Origin of the sequence: Verrucosispora sp. WMMC514, assembly GCF_027497295.1 — a bacterium.
Taxonomy (GTDB): domain Bacteria; phylum Actinomycetota; class Actinomycetes; order Mycobacteriales; family Micromonosporaceae; genus Micromonospora; species Micromonospora palythoicola.
Window position 1 is genome coordinate 4,170,466 of sequence record NZ_CP114906.1, and the last position, 18,846, is coordinate 4,189,311.

An 18,846-nucleotide genomic window follows, 5' to 3' on the forward strand; every position below is an offset into this window, starting at 1 on the left:
GCCCCGTCACGGGTGCGCCGTCCCCGCCAGCCGGCCGACCTCGGCGGCCAGCCGGCAGCCGGCCGAGATGCCCCGGTCGAGCAGCCGGTCCAGCTGGTGCGGCGTGACGCCGCGTTCCAGGTCCGTGATGGCCTCGCCGCAGACCCGGGCCCGGCCGGCGTCGTCGACGTGCACGAACGCCTTCGGCCAGAACCGGTCGCGGTTCCAGGTGTTGCAGAAGTCGTGCAGCCACGGCACGTCCTCGACGGAGAAGGCGTGGACGGCGACCGTACGCACCTGGAGCAGTTCCCCGGCGTCTCCGGCGCGGAGGAACCAGATGTGCCCCTGTGCCCACCGGCCCACGAGCGCGCCGTCGGCGTCGGCGGCCACGGTGTGACCGCGGTGGGTCAGCACGGCGGCGACGAGATCCCGCGTCAACGGCCGCAGCGTCGACGGATGACCCGCCAACGGGTCGCCGGCACGGTCCTCGAATTCCGGCGACCCCATCGGACACTCCCTCGCGAGGCGAATATCACGGCAGGCGGCGGGGACCGCGCTGCGACACGCGGAGCGACCAGGATGACCGGCCAATCACCCGGCCCGCCGTTACGGTGATGCTATGGCGGGCCGTACCCCTCAGGCGAGTCGGCGGCGCGGCGCGTCGCCGCGTGGCGGCACGAACAGCCGTGCCCGTCAGCCGGCCAAGAAGACCACCCGTACGCCGGCGCGCCGCCGCACCTCGGCGAGAGGGCCGGGCCTAGCCGCGTACGTCGGTCGGGCCGTCCAGGCACTGTGGATGGGCCTGGCCCACGGGGTCGGCTGGGTGGTCCGTGCCGCCGGCCGGCAGGCCGCCTCGGCCCGCGACCTCGACCCGGAGCACCGCCGCGACGGCGCCGGCCTGCTGCTCATCGGTCTCGCCCTGCTCGGTGCGGGTGCCATCTGGTTCTCCGCGGCCGGTCCGGTCGGCGCCCGACTGGCCGACACCGTGCGGCTCTTCCTCGGGGCGATCTCCATCGTGGTGCCGGTCCTGCTGGGCATCGGCGCGTGGCGGCTGATGCGGCAGCCCGGCGATCCCGAGCACCGGGGGCGCGGGCTGGTCGGCTGGGGTTCCATGCTGGTCTCCACCGCGGCGCTGCTGCACATCGGCCAGCAGCCGGCCGGCCCGGGGGAGCGGGACTTCGCCGGTGGCCTGATCGGCGCGGGCGTGGGCAGCGTGCTGGAGCGCGCGGTCACCGCCTGGGTGGCGGTGCCGCTGCTGGTCCTGTTGCTGGTGTTCGGGCTGCTGGTGGTCACCGCGACTCCGATCAACAAGATTCCCGAGCGGCTCGGTCTGCTGGCCGGCGGGGTGATCGGGCAGGACGAGGCGGAGCCGGCGGAGGCGTCCACGACGCCGACCCGGCGGCGCCCCACCAAGCGGGTGCCCCCGCCGGTGGACCCGGACGAGTTCGACGACCTGGACGGCGCGGACCTGCAGGAGACCATGGTCCTGCCGCGCAAGGCACCGTCGCGGGTGCCGGCCAGCCGTAAGCCCGCCGAGCCGCCGGAGCACTCGCCGGCGCCGACCCGGGCCGAGCAGCTCGCGCTGACCGGTCTGGCCGGCGACTACACGCTGCCCCCGTCGAACATGCTCGGCAGCGGGGCCGCCCCGAAGACCCGCAGCAAGGCCAACGACGAGGTGATCGCCGCGCTCACCGGCGTCTTCGACCAGTTCGACGTCGACGCGGCGGTCACCGGCTTCACCCGGGGGCCGACGGTGACCCGCTACGAGGTCGAGCTGGGCCACGGGGTGAAGGTCGAGCGGATCACCCAGCTCTCCCGCAACATCGCGTACGCGGTGAAGTCGCCCGACGTACGCATCCTGAGCCCGATCCCGGGCAAGAGCGCGGTGGGTGTGGAGATCCCGAACACCGACCCGGAGAACGTGGCGCTGGGTGACGTGCTGCGTTCGCGCGCCGCCACCAGCGACCACCATCCGATGGTGGTCGCCCTCGGCAAGGACATCGAGGGCGGCTACGTGGTGGCCAACCTGGCGAAGATGCCGCACATCCTGATCGCGGGGGCCACCGGCGCCGGTAAGTCGAGCTGCCTGAACAGCCTGCTCATGTCCATTCTGACCCGGGCGACGCCGGACGAGGTGCGGCTGCTGCTGATCGACCCGAAGCGGGTCGAGATGACCGGCTACGAGGGCATCCCGCACCTGGTCACCCCGATCGTGACCAACGCCAAGAAGGCGGCCGACTCGCTGGAGTGGGTCGTCCGTGAGATGGACATGCGCTACGACGACCTCGCCGCGAACGGGGTCCGGCACATCGACGACTTCAACCGGAAGGTCCGCAACGGCGAGATCAAGGCGCCGCCGGGCAGCGAGCGCGAGATGCGGCCGTACCCGTACCTGTTGGTGATCGTGGACGAGTTGGCCGACCTGATGATGGTCGCTCCACGCGACGTCGAGGACTCGATCGTGCGGATCACCCAGCTCGCCCGGGCCGCCGGCATCCACCTGGTGCTCGCCACCCAACGGCCCTCGGTCGACGTGGTGACCGGCCTGATCAAGGCCAACGTGCCGTCCCGGCTGGCGTTCGCCACCTCGTCGCTGGCCGACTCCCGGGTCATCCTCGACCAGCCGGGCGCGGAGAAGCTGCTCGGCCGGGGCGACGGGCTGTTTCTGCCGATGGGCGCCTCGAAGCCGGTGCGGATCCAGGGTGCCTGGGTCACCGAGCGCGAGATCAACGATGTGGTCAAGTTCTGCAAGGACCAGCGGGAGCCGGAGTTCCGCCCGGACGTGCTGACCCCCGCGCAGGACAGCAAGAAGAAGATCGACGAGGACATTGGCGACGACCTGGACCTGCTGGTGCAGGCGGTCGAACTGGTGGTCACCTCGCAGTTCGGCTCGACCTCGATGCTGCAACGCAAGTTGCGGGTTGGCTTCGCGAAGGCGGGCCGGCTGATGGACCTGATGGAGACCCGGGGCGTGGTCGGCCCGTCGGAGGGCTCCAAGGCGCGTGATGTGCTGGTCAAGCCGGACGAGCTGGAAGAGGTCCTGGATGGGCTGCGGGGTGGCGATGGCTGAGCCGACGGCACTGGCCAGCGACGGCAACTGGGTCCTGATCGCCGAGCACGCCTGACCAACCTTCACTACTCAAGGTGAATTCCTGCCCGGAAACCTACCTACCCCTCTGCTGCCTTTGCTCTGCTTCAATATACGCAACGGTCACCGAAGGTAACGGTCGATTGTCCGCCATCGGCGGATGCGTTCTCATCGGCCCAGCTCAGAGCCCGTTGCGTTGGTTGAAGCAGAGCAAAGCGGTGGAAGGGGTAAGGGTTGGCTGCCCCGCTGGCGCTACGGTTCGTGTTCGATCAGCGATGTTGCCGTCCGTAGCGGTGCTCGGCCGGGCTTCTACGTGGCGGGAACGGTCATGCGGAGATGGCCCGCCGCGGGATGCGGCGGGCCATCGAAGTAGTCGGTGGTCAGAGAGCGCTGAGGATCAGCATGCTCAGCACCATGGCGACCACGTTGGCCGCGGCGGCGTACCAGCCGAGCGGCTTGTCACCGAGCACCGCGCCGACGACGCCGAGGACCAGACCGATGACTCCGAAGAGGATCGGGTTGAGCAGCAGCGCGAGGACCGCGCACACGAACCCCACGATGGTGCAGATGCGGGCGGCGCTGGTCGAGCGGACGGTGCTGGTGGCCATGTCTTCCTCCAAGGGATGAGTCTCAGGTCTGCTGTCCGGATCTCTACCCACTACGGACGCTCGTCACGCACCCCCGCCGGTCAGTGAAACAGCTTGAGTCCGATCACGCCGGCCACCACCAGCAGCAGACTGAGCAGGCGGGGCAGGTTGGCGGGTTCGCCGAGCGCCACCATGCCGACGACGGCGGTGCCGACCGCGCCGATGCCGACCCACACCGCGTAGCCGGTGCCGACCGGAATCTCCCGCAGCGCGTACGCCAGCCCGGCCATGCTCAGCACCAGCGTGATCACGAAGACCACCGAGGCGACGGGTCGGGTGAATCCGGCGGAGCGGTCCAGGGCGATGGCCCAGGCCGTTTCGAGTAGTCCGGAGAGCACCAGCACGAGCCAGGCCATCAGGTCACCTCTTCAGCAGTGGCCCGGCCGCCGGGGCCGGGACGAGTCGGTTTCGCCACCGGGGCGTCTTGGCCTGACCGGGTACGCCCACGACTCGTCCGGGGTGGCCACGCGGGCCGCCGAAATCGACCGTAGCACCGCCTCGACGGCGGTCCGGGTGAGACGGATCACCTCGGATGTACCTCAAGCCCGCTTCAAGCTGCACCATGGACGCGTGACCGTGCTCATCTCCGATCCGGAGGTCGCCGCCGCGCTGGACGCGGCGACCTCGGTCGACGCGATGCGTCAGGCCCTGCTCGCCGCGCACGACGGACGGCTCGTGGCCCCACCCCGGGCCGCCGCGCCGCTGGGCGCCGGCCGGATGGTGCTCACCGCCGGCCACCTGGTGGGGCAGTGGTACGGGTACCGGGCGTACGACACGTTCGGGCACCCGGAGACCGAGCAGGTGGTGGTGCTGCACGACGGGCGGACCGGCGCGGTGCGGGCCGTGGCCGTGGGGGAGGAACTCGGCTCGCGGCGCACCGGCGCACTGGGCGGGGTGGCGGTGGACACCTTGGCCCGCGCGGACGCGGCCACCGTCGGCGTGATCGGCGCTGGTGGACAGGCGTGGACCCAGGTCTGGGCCACCGCCGCCGTGCGCCGTCTGGACGAGGTGACCGTGCACAGCCGCTCGGCCGCGCGTCGGGAGGCGTTCGCCGCCCGGGTGCGGGCCGAACTCGGCATCGCGGCCCGCGCGGTGGACACCGCCCGGGAGGCGGTACGCGACCGGGACGTCGTGGTGCTTGCCACCACCAGCCCGACTCCGGTGCTCAGCGCCGCCGACCTGCGCCCCGGAACGCACGTCAACGCGGTCGGCTTCAAGCAACTGGACCGCGCGGAGTTCGGCACCGACCTGCTCGACACCGCCACCGTGCTGGCCAGCGACTCGGTGGCGCAGGCGCGGTCGTACGCCCCGCCGATGCTCGCCGCGCTGCCGCCGTACGCCTCCCGGTTGCGCGACCTGGGCGCGGTGCTGGCCGGCACGGCACCCGGCCGCACCGGCGCGGACCAGATCTCGGTCTTCTGCTCGGTCGGTCTGGCCGGCACCGAGGTCTTCCTGCTCGACCGCGTGGTCCGGATCCTCGCCACGGCGGTCTGAGTCGCACCGGCGTCGACCGCCGTCGCCGGTGCGGGCACCGTCGCCCGGTACCCTCGGATGGTGTCTGCCACCTCCTCGCCTTCCCCCGACGGTCGCCGGGTCGCGCTGCTGACCCTGGGCTGTGCCCGCAACGAGGTCGACTCGGAGGAGCTGGCCGCCCGCCTGCACGCCGACGGCTGGCAGGTGACCACCGACGGCGAGGGTGCCGACGTGGTGGTCGTCAACACCTGCGGGTTCGTGGAGAAGGCCAAGCAGGATTCGATCCAGACGCTGCTGGCCGCCGCCGACACGGGGGCGAAGGTGGTGGCCGCCGGCTGCATGGCCGAGCGGTACGGCCGGGAGCTGGCCGACAGCCTTCCCGAGGCCCAGGCGGTGCTCAGCTTCGACGACTACCCCGACATCGCCGCCCGGCTGGACGCGGTGGTGGCCGGCCGGGAGGTCGCCGCGCACACGCCCCGCGACCGGCGCGAGCTGCTGCCGCTGACCCCGGTCGCCCGGCGCGACAGCGCGGTCTCCCTGCCGGGACACGGTCGCGGCACCGACGTCGACGAGCACACCCCGGCGCACCTGCGTACGGTGCTGCGTCGCCGATTGGACAGCGGCCCGGTGGCCTCGCTCAAGCTGGCCAGTGGCTGCGACCGGCGCTGCGCGTTCTGCGCCATCCCCGCCTTCCGGGGCGCCTTTGTCTCCCGTACCCCCGACGAGCTGCTCGCCGAGGCCGAGTGGCTGGCCAAGAGCGGGGTCCGGGAACTCGTGCTGGTCAGTGAGAACTCGACCTCCTACGGCAAGGACCTGGGTGACCCGCGCGCGCTGGAGAAGCTGTTGCCGCAGCTCGCCGCCGTCGAGGGCATCGTCCGGGTCCGGGCCAGCTACCTCCAGCCGGCCGAGACCCGGCCCGGGCTGATCGAGGCGATCGCCGGCACACCGGGGGTGGCACCCTACTTCGACCTGTCGTTCCAGCACTCCAGCGAGCCGGTGCTGCGCCGGATGCGTCGTTTCGGCTCCACCGACCGGTTCCTGGAGCTGCTCGCCGCCGCCCGGCGACTCGCGCCGGAGGCCGGGGCACGCAGCAACTTCATCGTCGGGTTCCCCGGCGAGACCCGGGGCGACGTCGACGAACTGGTGCGGTTCCTCACCGAGGCCCGGCTCGACGCGATCGGCGTCTTCGACTACAGCGACGAGGACGGCACGGAGGCCGCCGGACTGTCGGGCAAGGTTTCCGCCGCCACCATCAAACGCCGGTACGACAGGCTCAGCGCGCTCGCCGATGAGCTGTGTTCGCAGCGGGCCGAGGACCGCCTCGGCTCGACGGTGGAGGTGCTCGTCGACTCGGTGGACGGTGGGGTCGTCGAGGGACGGGCGGCGCACCAGGCGCCGGAGGTGGACGGGTCGACCACCCTGGTCGCCCCGGACGGCGGCGGCGTCGACCTGGCCGCGCTGCGCCCCGGCGACCTGGTCCGGGCCACGGTGACCGGTACCGAGGGCGTCGACCTGCTCGCCGTGCCGGATGAGATGATCTCCGCCGCGCCCGGCGCGGCGCGGTGACGGTGGGCTGGGACGAGGCGGAGGGGGCACGAGGTGCGGTGCCGGGTGCGCCACCCGAGCGGGGCGATTCGATGACCGGGGCGACGGAGTCGCCTCCGGTGCCGGTGGTGGCCCGGGTACCCGTGGTCAACGCCGCCAACGCCCTGACCGCGCTGCGGCTGGTGCTGGTACCGGTCTTCGCCGCCTCGGTGGTGGTGTCGGGCATGACCCACGCCGGATGGCAGGTCATCGCCTGCGTGATCTTCGCCGTGGCCTCGGTGACGGATCTGGTCGACGGGTGGATCGCCCGCAGGTTCGCGCTGGTCACCGCCGTGGGAAAGGTGGCCGACCCGATCGCCGACAAGGCGCTCACCGGTGCCGCCCTGCTGCTGCTGTCCTGGTACGACCGGCTGCCCTGGTGGGTGACTGCGGTCATCCTGGCCCGGGAGCTGGGCATCACCGCCCTGCGGTTCTGGGTGATCCGGCGCGGCGTGATCGCCGCCAGTCGGGGCGGAAAGATCAAGACCGCGCTTCAGGTGCTGGCCATCACCTGGTACCTGTGGCCGATGCCGGACGCTCTCACCCCGGTCGGGCCCTGGATCATGGGCGCGGCGGTCGTGGTCACCCTCGTCACCGGGCTGGACTACATCGCCCAGGCCGCCCGGCTGCGCCGCGCCAAGGGGTGAGCGGCGCAACGGCGTTGCGACGGGTAGACCGCGCCGGCGCCGGGAAGGATGCAGATCATGGGTGTACGCGAGGGTGAGGGTTCGATGGGCGCCGCGGCGGCCGGTGTGGTGCACCGGCTCGCCGATCGGCGGGAGACGTTCGCCACCGTCGAGTCGCTGACCGGAGGCCTGTTGGCCGCAACGGTCGTGGAGATCGCCGGGGCGAGCGCGGTCTACCGGGGTGGCCTGGTGGTCTACGCCACCGAGCTGAAGCAGCGGCTGGCCGACGTGCCGGCGGAGCTGCTGGCCGAACGCGGCCCGGTCGATCCCGACGTGGCGACGGCACTCGCCGAGGGCGGGCGGCGGCGCTGTGGCGCCGACTGGGGTCTGGCCACTACCGGGGTGGCCGGCCCGGAACCGCAGGACGGCAAGCCCGTCGGTCTGGTCTTCGTCGCGGTCGCCGGACCGGGCGGCACCGAGGTGCGGGAACTGCGTCTCGACGGTGGGCGCGACCAGGTCCGGGGAGCCGCCGTCACCGAGGCCCTGCGCCTGCTGGCTGACCGGATCGACGCACCGTACCCGGCCTGACCGCGCCGCCGCCGATTCCCGCGGGACCACCGACCGTGGCTCCAGGTGCCGTCGGACCGGCCGGGCCGGACGCCCGCGCCGCCCCCGACCGACCGGGCGGTGAGCGGCGGCCGTGGGATGACCGGGCGGGGCGGGATGTCGCGGCGGCGCACAGCGGGTACGGTTGCGGGAAAGCTCCGACAGCCGGTGCTCCCGCAGGCCGGTCGGCCGGGCGAACTGTGTCCCTCAGGGGAGGTGCGATGGTCCTGCTACGCCGGGTGATCGGTGACGCACTACGGGCGCGCCGGCAGGGGCAGCACCGCACGCTGCGCGAGGTCTCCTCCGCAGCCAACGTGAGCCTGGGCTACCTCTCCGAGATCGAGCGCGGCCAGAAGGAACCCTCGAGCGAACTGCTCGCGGCGATCTGCGACGCGCTGGGTGCCCGCCTCTCCGAGCTGCTGCGCGAGGTCAGCGACACGGTCGCGCTCGCCGAACAGATGCCGGGCGTGCTGGTGCCGGTGCAGGACGAGCCGACCGAGTCGACGCCGGTCGCCGCCGCGCCGGTGCACAAGGCCACCGGTCGGGGGGTACGTCAGGTCACCTCGGACGGTAACGTCGCCGTGTCGGTGCGCCAGGACTCCCCGCTCAAGGCCACGCTGCGCAGTGCCCGGGTCCGGCCCGCGGACCGCAGTGACCGGGACGTGGTCTGCGCCGCCTGAGCCTCGTGGCCGATGGTCGCGGTAGCTTGCGCCGCGTAGGGTTGATCGCGGACGTCCCCTTCCGCCGGTACGGATGCCGTGTTGGCGCCCGGCTGGGACGATGGAGCCACCATCGCCGGTAGCCGAGCCGGTTGCCCGGAGGTGGGGCAGGCGCAGCGACGTGACTGAGGGGATACCGCGGAGATGGCGAACCCGTTCGTCAAGGGGTGGAAGTACCTGATGGCGCTCTTCGGCGCCCGCATCGACGAGCACGCCGACCCGAAGGTGCAGCTCCAGCAGGCCATCGACGAGGCGCACCGGCAGCACCAGGCGCTCGTCCAGCAGGCCGCCGCGGTGATCGGCAACCAGCGGCAGCTGGAGATGAAGCTGTCCCGGCAGATGTCCGACGTCGAGCGGTTGCAGGCCAACGCCCGCCAGGCGCTGGTCCTTGCCGACCAGGCCCGGGCCAAGGGTGACGAGGCGGAGGCCGGGCGGTACGAGCAGTCCGCGCAGACCCTGGCCACCCAGCTGGTCAACGCCGAGCAGTCCGCGGAGGACCTGAAGACTCTGCACGACCAGGCGCTGGCCGCCGCCGGGCAGGCCCGCCGGGCGGTGGAGAACAATTCCATGATCCTCCAGCAGAAGCTCGCCGAGCGCGCCAAACTGCTCAGCCAGCTGGAGCAGGCCAAGATGCAGGAGAGCGTCGCCGCCTCGCTGGAGTCCATGTCGGCGCTCACCGCCCCCGGCAGCACGCCCACCCTCGACGAGGTACGCGAGCGCATCGAACGTCGGTACGCCAACGCCATGGGCCGCGCCGAGCTGGCCAGCAACTCGACCGAGGGCCGGATGCTGGAGATCCAGCAGGCGACGCTGGACTCGGCGGGCTCCGCCCGGCTGGACCAGATCCGGGCCAGCATGGCCGGTGAGCAGCTCGGCGCGGGCGCCGACCGCGGCACCGCCGAGGAGCAGCCGGCCAGCGCGGACCCGGGGGTGGCCCGGCTCGACGAGATCCGCGCCAGCATGAGCCGCGAACGCGGCACCGGCGACACCACGGCCGCCGGCTGAGCGCAGAATCGCCGGCTAAGTCGGAGGATCGAGGAGGCGACGGTGGCAGCGGACGAGCGTACCCGGTATTTCCGCCGGCTGAGCAGGCTGCGCGGCTCCGCCCGCCGGTGGAGCGTCCTGGCCGGCGGGCTCGGTGGTGCGGCGGCGGTGCTGACCCCGTACGCCGGGATCGGTCTGGCCGACGCGGCGTGGGCCGCCGCCGCGGGCGCGGCCACCGCACTGGCCACCTGGCGCTGGGTGGACCTGCGCGCCCTCGCCGCCCAACCCGCTCCACCACCGCTGGACCCGGCCCAGGCGGCCGCCCGTAACCGCGCCCGCCTGGTCGCCGCCGTGGAACGACTTCCCGCCGGTGCCGGCGTGCTGGCCGAGGTACGTCGGGTCCGCTCCCGCACCGCGCTGCGCGGCACCGCCGCCGCCCAGCCGTGGGAACGGCTCGACCGGGCCGCCGCGACCATGGCAGCCATGGCCGGCCGGCTGACCGGTCTCGCCGAACCGGCCGTCGCCGAAGCCTCCGCCGCCGAACAGTCCCTGCGCGAGCTGGCCAACCGGGTCGCCAGTGTGGAACGCGCGGCCCGTCTCGCCCCGGCCGACGCGAAGCCGCCGCTGGCCGAGGCGCACCGGGCGCTCACCGGCCAGTTGGAGACGGGCGTGACAGCGTACGAGCGGCTGGTCGCCGCCGCCGCCGGCTACCTCGCCGAGGAGTACCGCCCCGAAACCGAACACCCCGCAGCCGCCCGCCTCACCGAAGCGACCGACCTGTTGCACGGCTTCGCCTCCGCCCTCTCCGAACTACGCGCCGTGGGCCGCCCTGCCCCGTCGCGCTGACCGCCCCCGTCCTACTCGGGGGTGGTGACCGGGATGGGGCCGGTGTACGGGGAGGCGCCGACCACGTTGAACGAGCGCACCCGGTAGTGGTAGGTCACGCCCCGGGCCAGGCCGGTGTTGGTGAAGCCGCGACCGGTCACGGTGAAGGTGGCCAGTTCCCGGGTGAACGCCGGGTCCAGGGCCCGTTCCACGGTGAAGCCCGCACCCTGTCCGGCGGGTGTGCTGGCCGACCAGCCGAGCACCACGGTCGCGGTGTCCGGGCCGGGAGCGGTGGTGGCCACGCTGACCGAGGTCGGCGTGCCGGGCGCGGGTGGAGTGGTCACCGCCGCCAGAGTGGACCAGGGTGAGGCGGCGCCCAGGTAGGTGGTGCGTACCCGGTAGTAGTAGGTGGTGTCGGGCGCGACCGCCGGGTCCAGGTGACTGTCGCCGACGCCTATCGCGGTGGTGCCGGGCCCACTGGTGAAGGTCGGGTTGGTGGCGCGTTGCACGTCGATGCCGGTGGCGAAGGAATTGTTGGCCCAGCGCAGCGCCACCCGCAGCGGTGCGGCCGGTGGAACGGTCGCGGTCAGCTTGGCCGGCGCGGTGAGCTGTACCGACGCGGGAACGCTGTTGGACCAGGTGGAGCAGCTGGCTGCGTTCTCGGCGCGGATCCGGTAGTGGTAGGTGACGCCCGGGGTGACGGTGGCGTCGGTGTACCGGGTCGCGGTGGCCGCGACGGTGATGCAGGTCAGCCCGTTGGTGAAGGTCGCGTCGGTGGCCCGGTGCAGCAGGTGGCTGGTGGCCGGGGGGCGGCTGCCGTTGCCGGTCCAGGCGAGGGTGATCGCCGGCAGCGCGGTGGCCGAGCCCGGGGCCGGCGCGGCGGTGAGCCCGGTCGGTGCCCGGGGCGAGACCCGGACCACGAGCGGGCGGCTCATGCCCAGATCGCGATGGCCGGCCGCCGCGCTGCCCCAGCGGTACTCCCAACCGAGGTTCACCAGCTGGTTGACCACCGACGCGGGTCGCCCGTCGACGGGACTGACCGGGGTGGAGTCGAGCCGGGCGCCGGCCGGTCGGCTCGGATCGAGCAGCCGCACGCTGTCGCCGATCTTGAACGGTAGCGGCGGTGCCTCGGGTCGCAGCGCGAGCAGCACGTCCTCACCGGGATCGACGCGCACCACCTGCTTCCAGCCGAGTTCGCCGGGGTGCGGTGGCCGGATCCTGCCGTCGCGGCCGACCCGGCCGATCACCTGCACGTCCAGGCCGTCGAACCGCACCGGATGGCTCTGCCGTCCGCAGCCGCGTACCCGCCAGAGCTGACTGCCGTCGCCCGGTGTGCCGATCGCCAGGGCCGGGTCGCTGGCGTACACCACCTCGGTTGCCGGGTCGGTCGGACCGAGCGGCAGGGTCGCCGCGCCGCGCGGTCCGCCGTGCGGGTGGGCCACGCCGAGGCGGCCGGCGAGCCTGCCGTACTCGGGTTCGAAGACCTGGCACACGGACCGCACGGTCAGCGGCAGGCGCACCGGTGCCCCGCCGGGCGGGGTGAACTCGACGGTGCTGGCGTGGACCGGAATCCGGGTCGCCGTACTCGTGGTGCCGAAGCAGGGGTCGTACGCCGGTTGCGGCACGACCGGGGGACGCTGGCTGGCCGCGTACGCGGCGGGCAGGCGGTCCCGCAGCCGGTCGAGGTCGTACGGCGGGGCCGGAGTGCCCGTCACCCGCAGCTGCAACAGGGTACGGGTGTTCGGACCGTACCCGGGCACGGTCGGCGGCGCACCGCCCTCGGCGGTCCGGTCGGGATCGCCGGTGTGGTGGTCGTAGCGGGGGTCGAAGCAGGGCAGCGGGACGGGGCAGTCGTTGTAGAGGATCAGGGTGGTGCCGGGGTCGACGGCGGCGAAGTCGACCAGCACGTCGGCCCGCTCGCCGGGGGCGAGCAGCAGCGCGTGGCCGTCGACGTTGAGCACGGTCGGGTCGCGTCGGTCGTGGCGGAAGCCGATCGGTCGGTTCGGCACGACCACGGGTGCCGGCAGCAGGCCGCCCTCGTTGCCGATCCGGATCATCTCCGGGCCGGCCGCCGTCGGGTCCGGCACGCCGCCGGGCCGCCCGTCGGTGGGCCAGCCCGCCGGCCGGCCCGGGGCGCGCACCGCGTCGACCATCGGCACCTCACCGGCGTCGGCGTCGGCGAGGCTTCCGTCCGGCGTCCACATCGGCGTGTCCGAGGCGGCCCGGTACAGCTGCAGATTGAGCCAGCGGTCGGTGCAGGCGTTGAGGATGCGCCACCGGTGGACCGTCGGCTGCACCTCCAGGTACGGGTACGCGGCACCGTTCACCAGGACCGTGTCGCCGTAGCTGGCGGGCACCGCGCTCGGCTGCGGCACGCCCGGGCTCTCCGGCGGCTCATCCGGCGAGGTGACCGGGTCGTGGTGCGGGTTGGGCACGGTGGCGGCGGAGGCGTCGGGGCCGGCGTGGGCGGTACGCGACCAGGGCCCGTAGTCCCACCGGCCGGTCGGATTGATGCCGTCGCGCCGGTACGGGTTCTGGCGGACCTGGTAGACGTGCGGGTGCCAGAGGGCGCCGCGGGAACCCCACCGGTCCCGATCCCAGGTCGGGTCCTGGGCGGCGAGCTGGGCGTCGTCCGGCACGAACGTCTTGTCCTCGAAGACCAGCGGCAACTGCTCGGACGGCAGCGTGCCGTCGGCGATCAACCGCTCCTGCGCGTCGTCGGTGAGCAGGTAGAGCGCGAGCTGGCCGGAGTAGACGGTCAGCCGGGAGAGCCCGACGGTGTTGTCGTGGAACCAGAGCAGCCGGCCGCTCTGGTCGTTCGGGTAGTAGCGGGTGGTCGCACCCTGCCCCGGATGGGGCATGTCCGGCACGTGGGCCAGGCCGGGACCGGTGGGATAGGGGGTGATCTCGCCCGCCGGAGTGATCCACTGCCCGGGGCCGCCGGCGCTGATCCAGCCGGTGAGCGCGCCGCAGAGATGCGGCACGGCCCGGTTCTGCGGGTAGGGTGCCGGCCCGTCGAGGGGCCCCGGGCCGGCACCGGGCACGGTCGGGTCGACCGGTAGGAAGAGGTCCCCGGTGGGCAGTTGATTGATGAACTTGACGCGTACCGGCCGGCCGCGTCGGGCGAGCACGACCGGACCGAGGTGCCAGGGCCGCCGTGGCGGGGCGACGGTGTTGTGCCCGTCCGCGTTGGTACCCAGATTCAGCTGGCGGTAGCCGCGCAGCCGGGTCGCCGGCAGGTCCCGGTGCAGCCGTTGGGTGTATTCCTGGAGCCCGATCTCGTAGTAGTCGCAACCGGGATAGGTGATCGTGTCGGGCACAGCGACCGGCAGGTGGGCACCGTGCGGGGTACGTCCCAGTGGGCCGAGGCCGGGCAGCGGGTCGACGAACTTGCGCAACCCGGTGCCGGGCACCGGCTGCCCGTCTTCGTCGAGCGTGGGCAGTGGGCTGTAGGCGTGGTTGGGCACGGCGCCGAAGTAGCGGGGGGCCGCCGCCGGGTCCAGGCTCGCCGGCCCGGGCCGGGACGGGGCCGTTCCCGGATGCGGCTGGCCGGGCACCGGTGGTGTCCGCGTCGCCGCGCCCGTGTCGTCGGGACTTGCGGTGCCGGCGGTCCCCGCCGTCGGGACCTCACGGTCGGCCCCGGGGTGCGTGCCGTTCTCCGTGTCCGGGGCGGTCCGGGTGCCGGGCACGGCGCTCGGCGTGCCGGGCTGGTCGGTGCGGGCGGCGCGGTCCAGCCAGGTCGACCGGAGTCTGCGGAACACGGCCATGGCTCTCCCGGTGATCGAGGCGCGCCGGCCGTCACCCCGACGTGGCGGCCGGGCCCGCGTGTTGACGTTCCGTGAGCCCTCAACCGCAGCATGCGACGTGTGGTGGCCGGTTAGGAAGTCCCCATTCGTGCCAAACTGCCGAGCTGCCGGCGTGTCGTTGTCGCCACTCCGCGCCGCTGGCGCGGCCGGCCGTCCACCGGCTCCGACCTGCCCAGACCGCCGCGTGGAAGATGCGTGGTGCCGGCTCGGGCCGGCGCGTGGAAGATGCGTGGTGCCGGCTCGGCCCGGCGCGTGGAAGATGCATGGTGCCGGCTCAGACCGGCTCGCCGGGCTGGCAGGTGGGACACCAGTAGGTGACCCGGTCGCCCAGCTCCTCCTTGCGGATGGCGGTGCCGCAGCGTCGGCACGGCTGCGCCCGGCGGCCGTACACGTAGCTGGTCCGGCCGCGCCCCAGCGCCCCGGTGGTGCTCTGCGTCCAGCGGCCCCGGTTCGCGGCCAGCAACTTCTGCGCCAGGGTCACCAGACCGGTGAGGTCGGGCACGTCCCGCACGGGGGTACGCGGGTGCACCCCGCGCAGGAACAGCACCTCACACTTGTAGAGGTTGCCGACGCCGGCCAGGATGCGTTGGTCGAGCAGGGCCACACCGACCGGCGTGTCCGGGTGGCTGGCGAGCCGACGGGCGGCCTCGGTGGGGTCCCAGTCGGCGCCGAGCAGGTCGGGGCCGAGGTGGCCGACGAGGCGGTCCTCGTCGGCGGTGGGCACCAGGGCCACCTCGTGCAGGTGATAGCCGACGGCGGTGGCGGCCGGGGCACGCAGCACCACCCGGATCAGGTGCGCCGGCCGGGCGGTCCACCGCTCCCCGGGCGGGTAGGCCCGCCAGGTGCCGTCCATCCGCAGGTGCGAGTGCAGCGTCCAGCGCGACTCACCGGTGCCGGCCGGGGCGTCCAGCCGGAGCAGCAGGTGTTTTCCCCGGCTCGCGCTGTCGCGTACCGACCATCCGGCGAGGTCGGTCGTGGCCAGCGAGGGCACCCGAAAGTCGCTGCCGGTCAGCCGGGCGCCGACCAGCGCGCGTTCCAGGACGCGGGCGGTGTTCCAGACGGTGTCACCTTCGGGCACGGCACCATTCTCCCTCACCCGAGCGCAATTCACATGTATCGCTATTTGTATGACGCTTCTGTTCGATCTACGGATATAGGCACTATCGGGGAGTTCTGAGGAGAATGCCGATGAATCATCCCCGCAACGCCGTCCTGGCCACGCTCCTGGCCACTGCCCTCGCCCTCGCCCTCCATCCCCACGCCGCCTCCTCGGCCGACCGGGCCGACCGGTGGACCGCCGAGCTGTCGGTCGTCGACGCCGACGACGTCAACGTGCGACACACCCGTGCCGGCCTGCGACTGGCCGACGCCCGGCCACCCGGCGTGCCCGCCCGACGCAGCGTCGTCGCCGAGGGCATGCTGGTGGCCGTACCGCGTACCCTCAGTCGCCCGGCCACCCGGGTCCGTGCCCAGGTCACCATCGTCGACCGGGCCGGCGCCACCGCGACCGTGCAGGTCCGCGGCTGGCGGGCCGCCGGCTGGACCGAATGGCGCGACGCGGCGCCCGCGGCCGTCTTCGACCGGCCGGTCCGTCGGGTGCAGGCTCGGGTGGTGCTGACCGGCAGCCCCTCCGGTGCCAGCACCGAGGTCCGTGCCGTCCGGCTCACCGCCGACACCGTCGCCGCCACCACCGCGGCCACCCCCGGTCTGACCTACCGGGTGTACGCGACCCGGGTCGGACTGGTGGGCGAGTTGACCGCGAACGGGCACACGGTTCGCGCCCGGGACCATTTCGTCGCGTTGCCGTCGCGTCGGGGGCTGTCTCCACGCAACACCGGCGACTACACCGTCCGGGTCTGCACCGTCACCGGCAGCCGGTGCGAATACGCCCCGGTCTGGGACGTCGGTCCGTGGAACACCCGCGACGACTACTGGAACCTCAGCGCGGTGCGGGAGAACTGGAAGGCACTGCCGCAGGGCCGGCCGCAGGCGCAGGCCGCGTACCAGGACGGCTACAACGGCGGGCGGGACCAGTTCGGTCGGGTGGTGCTCAACCCGGCCGGCATCGACCTCGCCGACGGGACGTTCTGGGACGGGTTGCAACTGTCCACGAACGCCTGGGTCGACGTGGCGTACCTGTGGACCGGCACCGGCCCGCGAGGGGTGGTCGGTGACGGGCCGTTGACCGTGCGCTCCGGCCCGAGCACCGGCTACCAGTCCCGTGGCCTGGCCGCCCAGTACGCGAACGTGCCGATCCAGTGCTACGTGACCGGACAGACGATCGTCGGCCCGTACCGCACCACCAACCGGTGGAACCGCCTGGCCAGCGGGCAGTTCGTCAGCCACGCCTACATCTCGACGGTCTGGGGTGGGTCGGTGCCGGTCTGCTGAGACCGGCACCCCGAGCCGGGTCGGCGTCCTCCCAGGCCGGCCCGGCTCGCCGCGTCAGCGGGTGCCCGGCCGATTCAGGGCATCTCCTCCGGCCTCGGTGTCCGCACCAGTTCCTGGTACCGGGGATGGCAGGCACCGTAGACGGCGAAGTTCAGGCGGGCGTGCGACAGGCTCAGGTCCCCGTTCGCCCCGCCGCGTACGACGTCCGCGTCGGCGTCGCCCTGACCGTCGTCTGTCCAGAAACAGACCGGGCAGGTGCCACCACCGGTCCGGTACGCGCAGCAGGGACAAGCGGCGGGAACCCAGCGATCATCCACCTCGACAGCTTTCCACAGTAGACACTTCATCCGTGTTGTCCGGAAGCGTCCCCCACGACGCCTAAACCCCGGACCCGCAGCAGCGTACCCGGATCCACCGCGAGCAGTTCGGCGGCGTGTCCACCGTTGACGGAGAGCGCGACCCGGCCGGTCGAGTCGACGTGCGCCACCAGGGCGCCCACCGGGGCGTCGCCGAAGGTGCGCCCGTGCACCGCCTCCCGTTCCCACCCGTCGACCGCCGTCGGGTCGTCGTCGGTGGCCGGGTCGCCAGTCACCGGGCGGACCCGTACCTGGGCCGGCAGCGGGTCCAGTAGCTCGGCCGGGGCGGCCAACTGGACGTTCCCGAAGTGGTCCACGGTCAGCACCTCGGCGACGAACCCGTCCGGTACCCGGCGGACCAGCGGTTCGGGCAGCCGTACCAGCGTCGCCGGATCGACCGCCGGGCCGGCGTCGGTCAGCGGGGCACCAAGAGCCAGGCGGGCCGCGACCGGGGCGAAGACGTCCCGTCCGTGGAAGGTGGCCGACACCCGGGGGGCCAGCCAGCGCGGGTTGGTCAGCTCCACCGCCCCGGTCACCCCGCCGAGCGCCGCGGCGGCGTCCAGCAGCAGGCCATTGTCCGGGCCGACCAGCAGACCCTCAGGCGTGCCGAGGGCGACACCCCGCCGGCTCGTACCGACCCCGGGGTCCACCACCGCCATGTGCACCCCGGGCGGCAGGTGCGGCACGGTCTGGGCCAGCACCGCCGCGCCCCGGCGGACGTCACCCGGCGGCACCAGGTGGGTCACGTCGATGACCCGCAGCGCGGGCGCGAGGCGGGCGATCACCCCGTGGCAGGCCGCCACGAAGCCGTCGGCGAGGCCGTAGTCGGTGGTCAGCGAGACGACCTCGGCCGGTGGCCGGGGCTCGCGGGCGGCGCTCCTGGTCACGGCACCGGATCGTACGCCCGTATCCGCCGTCCCGGCGGAGGGTGCCGGCGCGGGACCGCCGCTTCCGCCGCCAATCCCCGGTAGCGGCGTACCCGCGCCGCCGCTGCCGCACCACGTCGGTCTGTCGGAGTCGAGAGGTGGGCGCTCCGATGCCGGAAAGCCGACACCGTGGCTGACCGACCGGCCACTGCCGGCGGCGGTCCCGGTTGGACAGACTGCGTGGGTGAGTCACCGGATGCTGCCCACCGTCGTCGTGCTCGTGACCACCGTGGCGCTGGCCGCCTGCGGTGCCGACCAGGACGCGCCGCCGGCCGCCGGACCGGCCCCGACCCTCAGCGGCCCGTCGGCGGCTCCGGCCGCACCGGGGGCCGCGACCGCGCCGACCGCGGCTGCCAGCCCGGCGCCCCCGGGTGACACCGCCCCGAGCGGTGTCGCGCCGCCGCCGCCATCGCGACCGGGTACGGCCGCGCCGAAGGCCGACGCCACCACCGAGCGGCGACCACCGAGCCCGCCGCCGGTGGAGCTACCGCCCCGCCAGGCCGGCGAACCGACCGGCCGGGAGGTCGTGGCGGCGTTCCGGGCGGCCGGGCTCAAGGCGGCCAACGTCCGGGACCGCTCCGTCGACTGTGGACCGGACGGGTTGGGTCTGGGCTGCTCGGAACTGGTCGTGACCGACCACGTGGCCGTCTACGTCTTCCCCGACGAGAGCAGCGCCGGTGACCTGGCCGAGCGGTGGAGCGGAGCCGCCTACCGCAGCGGCACCGTGGTGCTCAACTACCTCGAGGCGCCAACGCCGCCCGCCGACCGCCCCCGCTACGAGAAGGTCCTCGACAAGCTCCGCTGACCCCTCCACCCTGCTCTTCTCTCCTCCTGCC

The 18,846-nt window shown here is 73.5% G+C and carries 17 protein-coding genes and 1 riboswitch; of the genes, 10 read left to right on the top strand and 7 right to left on the bottom strand.

Annotated features, from left to right (window positions below; all coding sequences use genetic code 11):
• Positions 1-6: 6 nt before the first annotated feature.
• Positions 7-486, bottom strand: a complete 480-nt coding sequence (locus O7597_RS19470; protein ID WP_269739315.1) for a YbjN domain-containing protein — start codon at positions 484-486, stop codon at positions 7-9.
• Positions 487-598: 112 nt separating this feature from the next.
• Between O7597_RS19470 and O7597_RS19475 the strand changes: the two genes are divergently transcribed.
• A complete protein-coding gene (locus O7597_RS19475; RefSeq protein ID WP_281580342.1) occupies positions 599-3,049 on the top strand; it encodes a DNA translocase FtsK in 2,451 nt (816 codons plus the stop codon).
• 398 nt (positions 3,050-3,447) lie between these two features.
• Here the strand turns inward: O7597_RS19475 and O7597_RS19480 are convergent, their stop codons facing one another.
• Both O7597_RS19480 and O7597_RS19485 read right to left on the bottom strand, forming a co-directional pair.
• The gene (locus O7597_RS19480) at positions 3,448-3,675 is read right to left on the bottom strand and encodes a hypothetical protein (protein ID WP_092373759.1); all 228 of its coding nucleotides are present in this window, start codon (positions 3,673-3,675) and stop codon (positions 3,448-3,450) included.
• Positions 3,676-3,755: 80 nt separating this feature from the next.
• Positions 3,756-4,070, bottom strand: a complete 315-nt coding sequence (locus tag O7597_RS19485; RefSeq protein WP_281580343.1) for an SMR family transporter — start codon at positions 4,068-4,070, stop codon at positions 3,756-3,758.
• Positions 4,071-4,127: 57 nt separating this feature from the next.
• Positions 4,128-4,193: riboswitch (guanidine-III (ykkC-III) riboswitch) on the bottom strand.
• A gap of 91 nt (positions 4,194-4,284) precedes the next feature.
• Between O7597_RS19485 and O7597_RS19490 the strand changes: the two genes are divergently transcribed.
• The 7 genes from O7597_RS19490 to O7597_RS19520 all read left to right on the top strand — a co-directional run bounded on the left by O7597_RS19490 (position 4,285) and on the right by O7597_RS19520 (position 10,552).
• Complete coding sequence (locus O7597_RS19490; RefSeq protein WP_269739311.1) at positions 4,285-5,208, top strand: ornithine cyclodeaminase family protein; 924 nt, start codon at positions 4,285-4,287, stop codon at positions 5,206-5,208.
• Positions 5,209-5,265: 57 nt separating this feature from the next.
• A complete protein-coding gene (gene rimO, locus O7597_RS19495) occupies positions 5,266-6,753 on the top strand; it encodes a 30S ribosomal protein S12 methylthiotransferase RimO (protein WP_281580344.1) in 1,488 nt (495 codons plus the stop codon).
• 71 nt (positions 6,754-6,824) lie between these two features.
• Complete coding sequence (gene pgsA, locus O7597_RS19500; protein ID WP_281580345.1) at positions 6,825-7,418, top strand: CDP-diacylglycerol--glycerol-3-phosphate 3-phosphatidyltransferase; 594 nt, start codon at positions 6,825-6,827, stop codon at positions 7,416-7,418.
• A gap of 57 nt (positions 7,419-7,475) precedes the next feature.
• Positions 7,476-7,985 carry a CinA family protein gene (locus O7597_RS19505; protein WP_269739308.1) on the top strand — a complete coding sequence of 170 codons (510 nt, stop codon included), beginning with the start codon at positions 7,476-7,478 and terminating at the stop codon, positions 7,983-7,985.
• A gap of 239 nt (positions 7,986-8,224) precedes the next feature.
• Complete coding sequence (locus tag O7597_RS19510; protein WP_269739307.1) at positions 8,225-8,683, top strand: helix-turn-helix transcriptional regulator; 459 nt, start codon at positions 8,225-8,227, stop codon at positions 8,681-8,683.
• A 183-nt stretch (positions 8,684-8,866) separates the two neighbouring features.
• Positions 8,867-9,727 carry a PspA/IM30 family protein gene (locus O7597_RS19515; protein ID WP_164445636.1) on the top strand — a complete coding sequence of 287 codons (861 nt, stop codon included), beginning with the start codon at positions 8,867-8,869 and terminating at the stop codon, positions 9,725-9,727.
• Positions 9,728-9,769: 42 nt separating this feature from the next.
• Positions 9,770-10,552 carry a hypothetical protein gene (locus O7597_RS19520; protein ID WP_281580346.1) on the top strand — a complete coding sequence of 261 codons (783 nt, stop codon included), beginning with the start codon at positions 9,770-9,772 and terminating at the stop codon, positions 10,550-10,552.
• Between the two features lie 11 nt (positions 10,553-10,563).
• On the opposite strand, the gene O7597_RS19525 is transcribed toward O7597_RS19520, so the two are convergent.
• Together O7597_RS19525 and O7597_RS19530 are read right to left on the bottom strand one after the other, a co-directional pair.
• Complete coding sequence (locus tag O7597_RS19525; protein WP_281580347.1) at positions 10,564-14,298, bottom strand: hypothetical protein; 3,735 nt, start codon at positions 14,296-14,298, stop codon at positions 10,564-10,566.
• Between the two features lie 313 nt (positions 14,299-14,611).
• Positions 14,612-15,415: a zinc finger domain-containing protein gene (locus O7597_RS19530; protein ID WP_281580348.1), complete on the bottom strand. Its 804-nt coding sequence runs from the start codon at positions 15,413-15,415 to the stop codon at positions 14,612-14,614.
• A 110-nt stretch (positions 15,416-15,525) separates the two neighbouring features.
• Here O7597_RS19530 and O7597_RS19535 point away from each other — a divergent pair, with 110 nt between their 5' ends.
• A complete protein-coding gene (locus O7597_RS19535) occupies positions 15,526-16,728 on the top strand; it encodes a hypothetical protein (RefSeq protein ID WP_281580349.1) in 1,203 nt (400 codons plus the stop codon).
• A gap of 74 nt (positions 16,729-16,802) precedes the next feature.
• Here O7597_RS19535 and O7597_RS19540 read toward each other — a convergent pair whose 3' ends face one another.
• Together O7597_RS19540 and O7597_RS19545 are read right to left on the bottom strand one after the other, a co-directional pair.
• Positions 16,803-17,045 carry a CPCC family cysteine-rich protein gene (locus O7597_RS19540; protein WP_164445633.1) on the bottom strand — a complete coding sequence of 81 codons (243 nt, stop codon included), beginning with the start codon at positions 17,043-17,045 and terminating at the stop codon, positions 16,803-16,805.
• A gap of 26 nt (positions 17,046-17,071) precedes the next feature.
• Positions 17,072-17,971, bottom strand: a complete 900-nt coding sequence (locus O7597_RS19545; RefSeq protein ID WP_281580350.1) for an SAM-dependent chlorinase/fluorinase — start codon at positions 17,969-17,971, stop codon at positions 17,072-17,074.
• A 223-nt stretch (positions 17,972-18,194) separates the two neighbouring features.
• Here O7597_RS19545 and O7597_RS19550 point away from each other — a divergent pair, with 223 nt between their 5' ends.
• A complete protein-coding gene (locus tag O7597_RS19550; RefSeq protein ID WP_269739301.1) occupies positions 18,195-18,815 on the top strand; it encodes a hypothetical protein in 621 nt (206 codons plus the stop codon).
• The last annotated feature ends 31 nt before the right edge of the window (positions 18,816-18,846 follow it).

What these genes read in the sequence shown, in the direction of transcription:
- O7597_RS19475 (WP_281580342.1), top strand. Translation starts at nt 599, where the DNA reads ATGGCGGGCCGTACCCCTCAGGCGAGTCGGCGGCGCGGCGCGTCGCCG.
- O7597_RS19470 (WP_269739315.1), bottom strand. Translation starts at nt 486, where the DNA reads ATGGGGTCGCCGGAATTCGAGGACCGTGCCGGCGACCCGTTGGCGGGT.
- O7597_RS19480 (WP_092373759.1), bottom strand. Translation starts at nt 3,675, where the DNA reads ATGGCCACCAGCACCGTCCGCTCGACCAGCGCCGCCCGCATCTGCACC.
- O7597_RS19505 (WP_269739308.1), top strand. Translation starts at nt 7,476, where the DNA reads ATGGGTGTACGCGAGGGTGAGGGTTCGATGGGCGCCGCGGCGGCCGGT.
- pgsA (WP_281580345.1), top strand. Translation starts at nt 6,825, where the DNA reads ATGACCGGGGCGACGGAGTCGCCTCCGGTGCCGGTGGTGGCCCGGGTA.
- O7597_RS19515 (WP_164445636.1), top strand. Translation starts at nt 8,867, where the DNA reads ATGGCGAACCCGTTCGTCAAGGGGTGGAAGTACCTGATGGCGCTCTTC.
- O7597_RS19510 (WP_269739307.1), top strand. Translation starts at nt 8,225, where the DNA reads ATGGTCCTGCTACGCCGGGTGATCGGTGACGCACTACGGGCGCGCCGG.
- O7597_RS19485 (WP_281580343.1), bottom strand. Translation starts at nt 4,070, where the DNA reads ATGGCCTGGCTCGTGCTGGTGCTCTCCGGACTACTCGAAACGGCCTGG.
- O7597_RS19535 (WP_281580349.1), top strand. Translation starts at nt 15,526, where the DNA reads ATGAATCATCCCCGCAACGCCGTCCTGGCCACGCTCCTGGCCACTGCC.
- rimO (WP_281580344.1), top strand. Translation starts at nt 5,266, where the DNA reads ATGGTGTCTGCCACCTCCTCGCCTTCCCCCGACGGTCGCCGGGTCGCG.
- O7597_RS19525 (WP_281580347.1), bottom strand. Translation starts at nt 14,298, where the DNA reads ATGGCCGTGTTCCGCAGACTCCGGTCGACCTGGCTGGACCGCGCCGCC.